Source organism: Pseudoalteromonas sp. S554, from assembly GCF_005930865.1.
GTDB classification, from domain to species: Bacteria; Pseudomonadota; Gammaproteobacteria; order Enterobacterales; family Alteromonadaceae; genus Pseudoalteromonas; species Pseudoalteromonas marina.
On the sequence record NZ_PNDV01000078.1, the window covers coordinates 134878 to 147968 of the forward strand.

The window sequence follows — 13091 nt, forward strand, 5'->3', positions numbered from 1 at the left end:
AAATTTAGGCAGATTGTTTCGGCTTAATACGTAGAATCTTAATACCGAGATACGCATATATAACAGCTAAAACGGGATTAATTAAATTAAAGAAAGCGTAAAGTGCGTAATCGAAAGGGTTTATTAAAAGTACACTTTGCATGTAAGCACCACATGTATTCCAAGGAATAAGTGGACTGGTAATCGTACCGCCATCTTCTAAGGTGCGAGATAAATTAACCGGCTTTAAACCGCGCTTTTTATATTCATCTTTAAACATACGTCCAGGAACCACAATAGCAATATATTGATCGGCTGCAATGAGGTTAGTACCAATACACGTTGCAATGGTAGAGGCAATTAAAGAGCCTGTACTTTTCGCTATTTTTAAAATACTTTTTACGAAAATGTCTAACAAGCCTGTTTTTTCCATAATAGCGCCAAACATAAGCGCAGTCATAATTAACCACGTCGTTGTTAACATTCCCGCCATACCGCCACCGCTAAGTAGTGAGTCCATTTTGTCATCACCGGTATCGATGCTAAAACCGTCAAAAAATGTCGTCCATACTAATTTGAAATACCCAACCACTTCGCCTTGAGAAGTATCAATTTGAGAACCAATTAAGTCAGACTGAAATAGCATAGCCCAAACAGCACCAACCACAGCACCAATAGAAATAGCAGGAAAAGCAGGCATTTTTTTAATTGCTAGCACTAAAAGCACAATTAAAGGAATGAGCATCTCAAAACCAATATTGAAGTTTTGCTCCAAAATTAGCGTAATTTCGTCTAAACGCCCAGCCTCATTAGAAGCCGTTGCGTTAAAGCCCATAAATATAAATATAATAAGCGCAATCACAAAGCTAGGAACTGTTGTCCATAGCATATGCTGAATATGTTCAAATAAGTCAGAGCCAACCACTGCGGGCGCTAAGTTAGTTGTTTCAGAGAGTGGGCTTAGTTTGTCACCAAAATACGCACCAGATATAACAGCACCAGCTGTAACTGTCTGATCTAAACCAAGACCCGTAGCAACACCTAATAAAGCAACACCAATTGTAGCTGCAGTGGTCCACGAGCTACCAATGCTCATAGCCACAATGCCACAAATTAAACAACTTGCTGCATAAAACCAACTAGGGTTAATTACTTGCAGGCCATAATATATTAGCGTTGGTACTGTGCCCGATAACAACCAAGTACCTATCAAAGCACCTACCATTAATAAGATGAGTATAGCGCCAAGAGAGAGCGTTATACCCTCTATCATAGCTTGCTCAAGCTTTTTCCACGTGTAGCCGTTTTTTAGGCCAATTAGAGCAGCTGCGAAGGTTGCAAATAAAAGTGCAATTTGGTTTGGTCCAGATGACGAGTTGTCACCAAATAAGTAAACCGCAGCCCCTAACAAGCAAATTAAAACTGAAATAGGAATTAATGCATCAAGAAATGAGGCGGGTTTTACTGGTTTATCATCCAATGGGTTCAAAGTTGAGACTCCTACACACATACAGCGTGTTTAATTATTATTTTTAGCACTTAGTGCGTATTAACTGAGCATTTCTAAGCCGGCTCAATTTTTAATAGTTAGAGATTATAACAATTTAGGCTGTGATAGGTAGCAAAAAAGGCGCACGAGCGCCTTTTTTGTAGTGGTAAAACCAGTTTTTACTTTTTGGCGATGCGACCAAAGTTAATGTAGTCCTGAGTAATTAAGGCCGCTTCTTCAAGGAACGGGTCAAGCTCATCAATTACATCTGGTACATCATCTAGGTTTTCAACCGGATCTTTACCTAATCGTTTCAAGCGCTCATTTGTACGAACTAATGCACGCGCTTCACCTTCTTCTTTTTCTTTAATACGCGTGGCTTCAACTAAAGAAATCGTTTTACGATCTTTTTCTTCGTTGTACAACGCTATATCATCAAACACGTAGCCGAACTCAGGTTCAGATTTAATACGATCTTTATGCTGCTTTTCTAGGTAAGGAATAACTGGAGTTAAATTTCCTAACTTTTTATATTTTGCTTTAACAATGCTATCCCAAGGAAGTGCATTATCTTGTTTACTTTCACCCCACTCGGCAGGATCTATAGCCGATGGAAATGAAATGTCAGGAATAACACCTTTGTGCTGAGTACTGCCGCCATTAATACGGTAAAATTTAGCTATGGTGTATTGCACGCTACCTAATGGGTTATCGTAAAGATCATACGCTCTTGCAAGACCTTTATGTTGCTGCACAGTGCCTTTACCAAATGTTTGTTCGCCAATAATAACAGCGCGACCATAATCTTGCATTGCAGCGGCAAAAATCTCAGATGCAGACGCACTGTAACGATCAACTAAAACCGTTAATGGCCCGTCGTAATAAGTAACTCCATCACGATCTCTTTGCTCTTCAATTCGGTTATTTAGAGTATGTATTTGTACAACAGGACCTTGATCGAAAAACAAGCCAGAAAGCTGGGTCGCTTCGTATAACGAACCACCACCATTTTGACGTAAGTCGATAATAATACCCTCTACTTTAGCCTCTTTTAATTTAGCTAACTCAACTTTTACGTCTTTAGACAAATTATTGTAAAAACCTGGGATTTCAATAACCCCAATCTTGCTTGATAAATCAGAATATTTAGCTTCAAACACTTCTGACTTTGCAGCTCTGTCTTCAAGACGGATTTTGTCACGAGTAATTTCGACCACTTTAGGTGTGCCATGAGCATCTGCACCTTTCAAATATTGCAAACGTACTTTCGTACCTTTAGGGCCTTTTATTAAATCTACAACATCGTCTAAACGCCAGCCAATCACATCGGTAAAATCTTCACCGTCTTGTGCTACGCCAATAATGCGGTCATCTGCTTTAATTTGTTCGGTTTTGTCTGCTGGACCACCTGGAACAAGACTACGAATTACGGTGTAATCTTCGTCAGGAGTTAGTACAGCGCCAATGCCTTCAAGTTCTAGGTCCATATCCATTTTAAATTGTTCAGCACGTCTTGGTGATAAGTAAGACGTATGCGCTTCAATCGTGCGAGCTAAAGAATTTAAAACAATTTGAAATGCATCTTCTGAGTTAGATTGAACTAAACGTTTCTCAGCGTTTTTGTAACGCTTAGTAAGAATCTCTTTGATTCCTTCCCAATCTTTACCAGTCATTTTTAATCGCAATGCATCGTACTTAACACGCTCTCGCCAGATCTCGTCTAGCTCTGCTTGCGATGTTGGCCACGTTGCATCTTCACGATCAAAAAAGTATTCATCTTGTTTTTCGAACGTCATTTCGTTTTCTAATAAAGAAAGTGAATATTCGTAACGTTCAAAACGGCGCTTTAGGCTTAAATTAAAAATATCAAACGTAAAGCCTAGCTTGCCGGTAGTTAAAGCGTTGTCAAAGCTATCGCGATATTGCTCAAAGGACGCAATATCACTGGCTAAAAAAACGCTTTTATTAAAATCAAGGGATTCGATGTAACGATCGTACACTTTACTAGAAAGTTCATCGTTAAATCGAACCGGGATATAGTGTGAACGAGTAAATAAGCTTGCCACGCGCTTACTGGCAGTGCCATGTTGACTTTCTTGCTTGAGTAGAGGTAAATCATCAATGGTGACAGGCTCTACAGCAGCAAATAATGAACCTGAAAACAGGGCTGCAACTACCGGAATGAGCGTAAACTTTTTACTCATACAAACTCCTTAATTTATGTACAACTTAAACAGTGTATAAGCTGTCTGCTTTGGTTTTAACTTGCATACCAGTCACTAATTCAACATGAACGTCGTCTTTATTTACTTCAGTGATTACTGCATTTACAAGTGCTTGGCCTAGTTTAACTTTAACCTTGTTATTAACCTTGACCTCTGTTGCTGGTAAAGGTTCAATTTTACCTGAACGTTTAGCGGGTGCAGATTTAGTTGCTTTGCTAGCTGACGCATTTTTATCAGCGCCCTTGTTTGCATGTGCAGGCTTCTTCTTAAAGTTTTTAGAATCTGAGTCTTGACGTGGACGCTGTTGTTTCTTGCGCTTCGCCATTTTTGCACGGCTTTCTTCTAGTGCTTTTTGAGCATGATCAATGTGCTCTTGCTCAACTTTTTCACCTTCATTGCCATCAAGGTCAATACGAAACTCCGACTTTGTCACAGCTTCTAAATAACGCCAGTTAGACGTGTATTTTCTTAGTGCTTGACGAACTTGAGTCTTGCTTACTTTTTCAGACCCTTCAATACGCTCAGCAATATCTTTAAAAATACCGACTTTAAGCGGTTTGATACCGTCTTTTTGTTTAAAACATTGTGGAAATTCTTGGTACAAGAACTCCAATACTTCATTAATATCTTTTAGCTTGTTTGTGGTTTCCATTTTAGAACCTATTTTTCACATCTTTTCATCAAGGGACGAATCAACATAGTGTATTACCCAGTCGACCAGTTCTTCGAAATCGGCTTCAAGTACAGCCATATCACCTCGAAGGTGTTCCCAAATACCATTTATTATTTCATCGATTGATTCACAATCTAAATCATCTGGGAGTTTGTCCCAAGCAATGTGAATCAAATCATTGAGCGTTTCCGCTACATGTTCTTCTTCGCCTTCCCAATCGCCTACATCTTGTATAGCAAACAGGTAGTCCTGAACATTTAGCAAATCTTTCATTACAAGCTAGCCTCAAAGCATTTAACCAATGCTTCTAATCCCGCTTTGTCATCAGTGTCAAATCTAGAAATACTAGGACTATCAATATCTAGCACTGCAAATATTTTACCATGTTTCATGATAGGTACAACAATCTCAGAGTTTGATGCCGCATCGCAGGCAATATGCCCGTCGAATGCATGAACATCTTCAATTAGTTGTGTTTGCAACGTAGCTGCAGCCGTCCCACATACACCCTTTCCTACTGGAATACGAATACATGCTGGATTACCCTGAAATGGGCCTAGTACTAATTCTGACGGCGAATCAATAAAGTAAAAGCCCGCCCAATTTACATCATCTAAAGAGGTAAATAACAGCGCGCTTATATTTGCCATATTAGCAATTACATTCGACTCACCGGCAATCAGCGATTCAGTTTGTTTAACTAATGACTGGTAAAAATCGTGCTTTTGCATACCAAACTACTTCTTATTAAACATACAGTAGCTAAAGGTACTCTTTGTGGTGAAAAATTGGAACCTTTTGCAGGTAAAAAAAAGGAATTTCCGTAGTTTAAGCACGCCCTTGGTTAATAAAAAAGCGATTATGATTTTGAAGTTTTACGAAGACCAAATAAAAACAGCCCTGCCGCTATTGCTGACATAACACTATTTATTAAAAATATTTCGCCTGTGGAGGCACTTAAAAGAAAGCTAAAAATAGCACCACCAAGTAAACCAAGCGTTAAAACACCGGAATAGTTTACTTTTGAATATTTAAACATTAATAAATAGCCTGGGACAACAAATGCAGCCATTGTTAAGCCAACAATATGCGCATTAGATATGGCTGTCATCAATAATGAAAAAAATATAGAGACAAATTCACCTTGTAGCGTTATTGAATAATAAATACCTAATAGGCTACCCACAATCACAGGAGAAAGTAATGAAAGCGCAACGCTTTTTGCTAATTGGTGTTTCATTTAATAATCCTTAACAACACACTTAAACTCTATTTATAAGCATGCACCAAGAACCCAAAGTTAGAAACAGAGACTATGGTCGTAAATTACGAACAAAAATAAAACACATTAAACAACAAACGACCTACCATTCCCGGCTAATAATTTTAATAAAGGTAAAGTTATTGCTTTTGAGTAACAAGACAGGTGATTCATTTTCAGATGTTAAACAGGAGAGTTATTTGATGTCTTCAGCTTCATGCTTAATTTTAAAATTGATCAAACATAAATGCCAATTGCAATTGATAGTCAAATTCAAAAAACAAAAAAGCCCGCTGTTTGCGGGCTTTAATATAATGGTGGAGAGATAGGGATTTGAACCCTAGATAGGCTACAAACCTATGCCGGTTTTCAAGACCGGTGCATTCGACCACTCTGCCATCTCTCCTAAAGTGCTATAAACTAAAAGTAAGAGTGTACTTATAGTTATTGTAATAAGTGGTGGAGAGATAGGGATTTGAACCCTAGATAGGCTACAAACCTATGCCGGTTTTCAAGACCGGTGCATTCGACCACTCTGCCATCTCTCCGCACGGCCTGCATAATAGGGAAACCCGTTGGCTTTGTGAAGCTTTTTTTTAAAAAAATTGCTTAAGTGCTTAAAAAACAATTAATTTGTTCAAAGATAAAACAAAAACTTTCTTTTTGGTGGTTAAATGAACTTTAATTAAAAAATTAATGTCTATTGATCCACAAAGGTTTGCCCAAACATATAAGAGTTGGTAATCTAATTTTAGTTAAATTATCGAAACACACGTTTCACTTAAAGGAGCTCTACAATGGCGTTTAATCAATCGTACAATACCGCTAAACCGGTAATGTCTACCATTGAAACAAACAAGGTACTTAAAAACACCTACTTTTTACTTGCGATGACACTTGCATTTAGTGCAGTGACTGCCGGTATCTCAATGGCACTACAATTACCTTACTTTATGGGAATTGTGTTCACACTGGTTTCGTTTGGTTTATTATTTGTTGTAAACAAAAAAGCTGACACCGCATCTGGTGTATTTTGGGTATTTGCTTTCACAGGTTTAATGGGGGCTGGTCTAGGTCCAATGTTAAACCATTACGCTGCCATGCCTAATGGCCCAATGCTTATAATGCAAGCTCTTGGTTCAACAGCACTTATTTTCTTTGGTCTATCTGCATATGCGCTCAACACCAAAAAAGACTTCTCTTTTATGGGCGGCTTTTTAACGGTTGGCCTAATTGTGGTTATTGTTGCAAGCATTGTTAACATATTCATCGGTAGTTCTTTAATGTTTATGGTGCTTAACGCTGCGGTTGTATTAATTATGTCTGGCTTAATTTTATTTGATACAAGCCGCATTATTAACGGCGGAGAAACTAACTACATTCGCGCTACAGTATCTTTATACCTAAATGTGTACAATCTATTTACTTCACTACTGCACCTACTTGGCGCAAGTGATGACTAATTAAATAGTTCTGTTAAAATAGCCCCTTTATTGGGGCTTTTTTATTGGAATTGTTTTGGCACGATTTGTTCTTTCATTACACACACCACCATCAGATCACGACACCAGCCAACGCATAATTAAGTTTGCTAATGCGTGTTTATCTCAAGGGCACACCATAGACGCAATATTTTTGTATCAGCAAGGCGTTTATCATGCATCAACACATTTTGACTTAGCCTCTGACGAGCTTCAAATTAGCGCATTATGGCAGGCGCTATCAAGTCAAAATATTAATCTTATGCTGTGTGTAACCGCGGCAGAAAAAAGAGGCTTAGATACGTCAAACACAGGCGAATTTTCTGTTGCAGGTTTAGCTGAATTCGCAATGCTTGTAAGCGACGCTGATAAGTGGGTGCAATTTAAATGATTAATGTATTAGTAATGAGTCAAAGTAGCCCATTTGATGATCTTAACCTGCGAGATGCCCTCGATATGACGTTAATTTTTGCAGCTGTCGATCAAAACATAAGCTGGTTATTTAGTGGCCCCGCTGTTTTAGCATTAAAAAAGAATCAAACCCCTTCCACAATAGGTATTAAAGATTTTTTTAAAAACATAAAAACGCTAGAAGTTTATGACGTAGAAAACATCTATGTATGTGAAAAATCGCTCCTTGATTATGGCCTAAGTAAAACTGATTTACTCATAGACGCGCACGCGGTTACATTTGGTGAACAACAAACACTTATCAAAAAACAACATCACGTGGTGACCTTATGAGCACACTACATATTTTTTCAAAACCATTAAATTACTATTCTGCTAACCAGCTAGAAAACTTAATTTGTGCTGATGACCGAATATTGCTTTTAGGTGACGCATGCTTTGCTAATAAACAATTTAAACAATTTTCAGACACCCTCTTAGTACTTGAAGAGGACGCACTCGTTCGTGCAATTAAGCTATCAAATAACGACACTGCCATTAGCTATGACGAGTTTGTGGCTCTTACTTTAACCTCTACGCAATTAATTACTTGGTAACCCATGCTTGAATTTAACCAACAAACAATAGACACAGATAAGCAAGGTTATTTACTCGACCATACACAATGGTCTAAGCAACTAGCCCCCATTATTGCAGAGCAAGAAAACATATCGCTTAGCGAACAACACTGGGAAGTGATTAACTTCGTCCGCGAATTTTATCTTGAATACAACACAAGTCCAGCCATCCGCATGCTAGTAAAAGCCATGGCCAAAGCACTCGGAGAAGATAAAGGTAATAGTATTTACCTTTATAAATTGTTTCCAAAAGGCCCAGCTAAACAAGCCACAAAAATTGCTGGATTACCAAAACCAGCAAGGTGTATTTAATGAGAAGTAAATCGAGTAACAAGCAACCCCCCGCTTCCTCAACCAAGCGTAATACGGGTCGCACGTATTCTAGAAGTGCAATTAAAAAGCCTACAAACAAAAGAGAAATAAAACCTCAAATAGACGCTAAAGACAAAAAAATTGTACTTTTTAACAAGCCATTTGATGTGCTTTGTCAATTTACAGACGATGCAGACAGAAAGACGCTAGCTGAATTTATTCCTATCAAGGATGTATATGCTGCAGGACGGTTAGACCGCGATAGCGAAGGTTTATTGCTGCTCACAAACTGCGGGAAACTACAAAATACATTAACAGCACCTAATAAAAAAACCAATAAAACGTACTGGGTTCAAGTAGAAGGTGAGCCTTCGACTGAGTCAATACAAGCTTTGTGTAAAGGCGTTGAGCTTAAAGATGGGCTCACACTGCCTGCTAATGTAAAAATGATAGAAGAGCCTAACATTTGGCAACGAACTCCCCCTGTACGTGAACGAAAGTCTATACCTACCTCATGGCTAAGTATTACCATTAATGAAGGTAAAAATAGACAAGTTCGCCGAATGACAGCTCATATTGGTCACCCTACTCTTAGGCTAATTCGTTACAGCATAGGTAATTACACTTTAGACGACATTAATACTGGTGAATATAAAATCATTAAAGGTAGCATTGATGCATAAACCAAATGTAACAGTAGCCGCAATAGTTAAAAACCATAACGAATACTTATTAGTAAAAGAACGCGATAAATTTACTGGGCAAATTTGCTATAATCAACCGGCTGGTCATTTAGAAAAAAATGAAACACTAGCTCAAGCAGCAAGCCGCGAATTATTTGAAGAAACAGGTTTATCGCTCACCCCTACAGGCTTTTTAGGTGTTTATAACTTGTACGCTGACAACGGCGTTCATTACCTAAGGTTTTGTTTTTTATTTGATGCTAGTGGCACCAACCAACAACTCAACCCTATTGATGATGATATTATAAGTGCCCATTGGTTTAACCTAGAGAAAGTTAAATCTTTACCACTGCGAAGTCCGCTCGTTCAAAAGTGCATTGATGACGCGGTGACGCGTCCGCTATTAAGCTTAGATACTATTTACAACTAATAAAAAATTAAGGCATATTAATGGTGTGTTTTAAAGTTTACTCTGCCTAGAGGGATTACTTAGTGACGTGGGGTGTGTAATTGCTCCAGCCTATTCTTCTGACTTGCATCCATGTAAGGATAAGTAAACATAGAGCAAAACTTTCACGCCATCGCTACCCCCTCACCTAAACCTTTGTAATAAAAATTTAATCTAGCTTTGAGAGTGTAATGCAATACAGTTTCGGCCTTGGTCTTTTGCATAATACAGTGCGTTGTCGGCTCCTTTAACAAAGCTTACCTTATCGTCTTGGGAACTAGCCGTTGAGTTAACGCCCATGCTCACTGACAAAAAGCCACTGTAGGTATCTTCATGCACAATTGCTAAAGCTTCAACGGCCTTTTGTATTTGCTCAGCAATAAATAATGCACCTTCTTTATCAGTATCAGGGAGCAATACAACAAACTCTTCACCACCATATCTGGCAACAAAGTCTTCAGGACGATTTACTGTCGATGCAATAGTTTGAGCCACTTCATATAAGCAAGAATCCCCAGCCAAATGTCCGTAACGGTCGTTAAACTGTTTAAAAAAATCAATATCAATAATTATTAACGATATTGCCCCTTCACACTCCTTAGCTTTATCAAATTCATGAGCAAGTTTTTCATCAAATCGACGCCTGTTGGCAATTTTGGTTAATGAGTCCAAAAACGCCATATCCCTTAAAATATCCTCAGCCTCTATTCGCTCGGTTGCATCTTTAAATACGGCTAAAAATTCTTCGCCTATCTTTATGCCCGATACCTCCATAACCACTTGAGTGCCATCACTACGTGCAACTGTGTAGTTATTGGCAGGTATATCGTCATTACTACTTTTCGCTTTTTTCAAAGCTTCAGACCATAAATTTTGAGCTTGCACTCTGTAGTGCGGATCTGGGTAGGCCTTTTTCCACCATGCATGTAGGTTAGGCACATCCTCAACAGTATAACCAAACACATCTACAAACCGTTGGTTTACTCTAAGAATATCACCGGTTTTGCTACACACATTACACACTGGCATAGGGAGCACGGAAAATAATTTAGCATAGTGACTTATCTCATGTTTTCGCATTGGGTTTAAGGTACTGCGTGATAAAAAGCTCATCGGCATTTCTTTGCTTTCAGCGCTCAATTGTTCATTCATTTGTAAAGCAAAATACCATTCTAGCCACCAGTGTTCTAATTTATCTAAAAGCTTCATTTCGAGGCTAAGCACTTCTGTAGTGTTTTTAATTAAATTAAACAAATCACTGATTTGGTGATGGGATTGCGCTTGCTGAGCATGCTTGAGTTTTATTAGTTCATAAAAAAGATGGTAGGCTGACTTTTTTAATTCTTGCAGGTTTATGATTAAAAGCTTATTTGAGATAAGATTTACTTGGTGTTTGTTTTGTTCTACAAACGATCTAATTTTATTAATTTTGTATGCGTGATTCATATATTCATTCCATTGATTATATTTTACAGCTTATTGAATGGGCTAACCCATCAAACTTTATTATTAATGAGTGTATATATACTCTAATTACTTTTAAAGAACTTATTATTAATTTTTAACATATGGCTCGTATTTTGTTCTGTACGTTAAGCGTAGAATTAGAATCAACTTTTATCAAAAAAATGTTATGTAAGCGCCTTAGGTATCTTAGCTATTTATTATATTAATAAATTACTCACTAATTGTAAGGTTTGCCTTGTTAGTCTCTTTAAGCGCAAACAAAATACATGCTATAATCGCGGCCTTTCCAAGTTAACAGTAATCTGTATAAGCGAAATTATTCATGAGCGAAAATAGTCACATTAAAGTCATCGTTGGCATGTCCGGCGGTGTTGATTCTTCAGTATCTGCATATTTGTTACAACAACAGGGCTACCAAGTAGAAGGCCTGTTTATGAAGAACTGGGAAGAAGACGACAATGACGAGTATTGTGCCGCTGCAGAAGACCTAAAAGATGCGCAAGCCGTGTGTGACAAGTTAGGTATCGAACTTCATACTGTTAACTTTGCAGCTGAATATTGGGATAACGTATTTGAATACTTTTTAGAAGAGTACAAAGCAGGCCGCACGCCTAACCCCGATATTATGTGTAATAAGGAAATCAAATTTAAAGCCTTCTTGGAATTTGCTGCACAAGCACTCGGAGCTGACTTTATTGCGACAGGCCATTATGTGCGTCGTGAGCTTCGGGACGACAAATATGTAATGTGCCGTGGTTTAGATAACAACAAAGACCAGAGTTACTTTTTATACACGTTAAGTCATGAACACATTGCTCAAACGCTTTTCCCTGTAGGCGATATCGCCAAGCCAGAAGTTCGCCGTATTGCTGAAGAGCAAGATTTAATCACACATGACAAAAAAGACAGCACTGGTATTTGTTTTATTGGTGAACGTAAGTTTAAAGACTTTTTACAAAAGTTTTTACCTGCCCAACCAGGTGTTATAGAAGACACTGAAGGTAATAACGTGGGCGAGCACGAAGGCTTAATGTACCACACACTTGGCCAACGAAAAGGCTTATTAATTGGCGGTATGAAAGAAGGCTCAGGCGAACCTTGGTACGTTGTAGACAAAGATGTCGAGCGTAACGTACTTATTGTTGGCCAGGGTAAAGACCACCCTCGCCTATATAGTAATGGTTTAAATGCTAACCAACTTCACTGGGTAGACCGTGTAGGTCCAAAAGGAACAACGCGTTGCACAGTTAAAACACGTTACCGTCAAGAAGATATAAACTGTACTTTGCTCGTTGGTGATGACGGTATGGCCCGTGTGTTATTTGATGAACCTCAAAAAGCGGTTACACCAGGTCAGTCTGCGGTATTTTATGCGCAAGAAGTTTGCTTAGGCGGCGGTATTATTGACTCGGTGATCAAGTAATGAATGAACACCAAGTTATGGCGCTTGCCGCTATGTGCCAAGCCGCTAAACAAGTACAAAAAATAGCGCAATACGGCAGTAATAATGAACACGATTTAGACATATTACTTTCTAGTATTGTACAAACATCGCCAGCATCACCCGAAGATGTATATCAAGGCACTCATAATTTACGAGATGGCTACAAAACGTTGATGGAACAGCTATCAGCGGGCGCTCAGAAAGACGTTGAGATTGTAAAATACGTGGGTGGCTTAATGCAGCTTGAGCGAGCACTTAGCGCAAACGACAAAAGCTTAAACGAATTAGGTAAACGTATTGATGATATTCATCGTCGTTTAGACCATTTTGCTATAACCGATGACACCGTTGTTGCCGGTTTGGCAGATATATACTCGTCGGTGCTAAGCCCCCTTGGGCACCGAATACAGGTTTATGGTAAACCCGAGTTATTAAAACAGCAACTCACTCAAAATAAAATCCGCGCATTACTACTTGCCGGCATCAGAAGTGCAGTATTGTGGCGACAAATGGGCGGTAAACGCCGTCATTTTTTCTTTGCAAAAAGAAAAATAATCGCCATTGCTAAAGCAAAAATTTAATTATCGTTCAAACAAAAATT

Annotated in this window: 16 protein-coding genes and 2 tRNA genes; 9 read left to right on the forward strand and 9 right to left on the reverse strand. The window is 38.5% G+C overall.

Annotation, left to right across the window (positions count from 1 at the left end; translation table 11 throughout):
* Positions 1-4: 4 nt before the first annotated feature.
* From nhaC to CWB65_RS16230, 8 genes are all read right to left on the reverse strand, one after another.
* A complete protein-coding gene (gene nhaC / locus CWB65_RS16195; protein WP_006792819.1) occupies positions 5-1468 on the reverse strand; it encodes a Na+/H+ antiporter NhaC in 1464 nt (487 codons plus the stop codon).
* Positions 1469-1647: 179 nt separating this feature from the next.
* Complete coding sequence (gene prc, locus CWB65_RS16200) at positions 1648-3672, reverse strand: carboxy terminal-processing peptidase (RefSeq protein WP_008127311.1); 2025 nt, start codon at positions 3670-3672, stop codon at positions 1648-1650.
* Between the two features lie 25 nt (positions 3673-3697).
* A complete protein-coding gene (gene proQ / locus CWB65_RS16205) occupies positions 3698-4345 on the reverse strand; it encodes an RNA chaperone ProQ (RefSeq protein ID WP_006792821.1) in 648 nt (215 codons plus the stop codon).
* A gap of 15 nt (positions 4346-4360) precedes the next feature.
* Positions 4361-4639 (reverse strand): hypothetical protein, encoded by a 279-nt coding sequence (locus CWB65_RS16210; RefSeq protein WP_006792822.1) that lies wholly within the window; start codon positions 4637-4639, stop codon positions 4361-4363.
* Positions 4639-5097, reverse strand: coding sequence for a free L-methionine (R)-S-oxide reductase MsrC (msrC, locus tag CWB65_RS16215; protein ID WP_010556413.1), 459 nt, complete (start codon positions 5095-5097; stop codon positions 4639-4641). The genes CWB65_RS16210 and msrC overlap by 1 nt, the downstream gene beginning before the upstream one ends.
* A 128-nt stretch (positions 5098-5225) precedes the next feature.
* Entirely contained in the window at positions 5226-5606 is a 381-nt protein-coding gene (locus tag CWB65_RS16220; protein WP_008127308.1) for a hypothetical protein, read from the reverse strand.
* 336 nt (positions 5607-5942) lie between these two features.
* Positions 5943-6033: transfer RNA gene (locus tag CWB65_RS16225), tRNA-Ser, on the reverse strand.
* Between the two features lie 51 nt (positions 6034-6084).
* Positions 6085-6175: transfer RNA gene (locus CWB65_RS16230), tRNA-Ser, on the reverse strand.
* Between the two features lie 249 nt (positions 6176-6424).
* On the opposite strand from CWB65_RS16230, the gene CWB65_RS16235 reads away from it, so the two are divergent.
* Genes CWB65_RS16235 through CWB65_RS16265 form a run of 7 tightly spaced genes read left to right on the forward strand, consistent with a single transcriptional unit; the run spans position 6425 to position 9561 of the window.
* Positions 6425-7090, forward strand: coding sequence for a Bax inhibitor-1/YccA family protein (locus CWB65_RS16235; protein ID WP_006792828.1), 666 nt, complete (start codon positions 6425-6427; stop codon positions 7088-7090).
* Positions 7091-7145: 55 nt separating this feature from the next.
* A complete protein-coding gene (gene tusD, locus CWB65_RS16240; RefSeq protein ID WP_138740995.1) occupies positions 7146-7499 on the forward strand; it encodes a sulfurtransferase complex subunit TusD in 354 nt (117 codons plus the stop codon).
* Positions 7496-7852, forward strand: coding sequence for a DsrE family protein (locus tag CWB65_RS16245; protein ID WP_008127297.1), 357 nt, complete (start codon positions 7496-7498; stop codon positions 7850-7852). Before tusD ends, CWB65_RS16245 begins: the two co-directional genes overlap by 4 nt.
* Complete coding sequence (locus CWB65_RS16250; RefSeq protein ID WP_138740996.1) at positions 7849-8115, forward strand: DsrH/TusB family sulfur relay protein; 267 nt, start codon at positions 7849-7851, stop codon at positions 8113-8115. The genes CWB65_RS16245 and CWB65_RS16250 overlap by 4 nt, the downstream gene beginning before the upstream one ends.
* A gap of 3 nt (positions 8116-8118) precedes the next feature.
* Positions 8119-8448, forward strand: coding sequence for a TusE/DsrC/DsvC family sulfur relay protein (locus CWB65_RS16255; protein WP_006792832.1), 330 nt, complete (start codon positions 8119-8121; stop codon positions 8446-8448).
* Positions 8448-9131 (forward strand): pseudouridine synthase, encoded by a 684-nt coding sequence (locus tag CWB65_RS16260; RefSeq protein ID WP_138740997.1) that lies wholly within the window; start codon positions 8448-8450, stop codon positions 9129-9131. Before CWB65_RS16255 ends, CWB65_RS16260 begins: the two co-directional genes overlap by 1 nt.
* On the forward strand, positions 9124-9561 hold the full coding sequence (locus tag CWB65_RS16265) for an NUDIX domain-containing protein (RefSeq protein WP_138740998.1): 438 nt from the start codon (positions 9124-9126) through the stop codon (positions 9559-9561). The genes CWB65_RS16260 and CWB65_RS16265 overlap by 8 nt, the downstream gene beginning before the upstream one ends.
* Positions 9562-9753: 192 nt before the next feature.
* Here CWB65_RS16265 and CWB65_RS16270 read toward each other — a convergent pair whose 3' ends face one another.
* Positions 9754-11025, reverse strand: coding sequence for a sensor domain-containing diguanylate cyclase (locus CWB65_RS16270; protein ID WP_138740999.1), 1272 nt, complete (start codon positions 11023-11025; stop codon positions 9754-9756).
* 343 nt (positions 11026-11368) lie between these two features.
* Between CWB65_RS16270 and mnmA the strand changes: the two genes are divergently transcribed.
* Complete coding sequence (gene mnmA / locus CWB65_RS16275) at positions 11369-12469, forward strand: tRNA 2-thiouridine(34) synthase MnmA (RefSeq protein WP_006792837.1); 1101 nt, start codon at positions 11369-11371, stop codon at positions 12467-12469.
* On the forward strand, positions 12469-13071 hold the full coding sequence (hflD, locus tag CWB65_RS16280) for a high frequency lysogenization protein HflD (RefSeq protein ID WP_006792838.1): 603 nt from the start codon (positions 12469-12471) through the stop codon (positions 13069-13071). The genes mnmA and hflD overlap by 1 nt, the downstream gene beginning before the upstream one ends.
* The last annotated feature ends 20 nt before the right edge of the window (positions 13072-13091 follow it).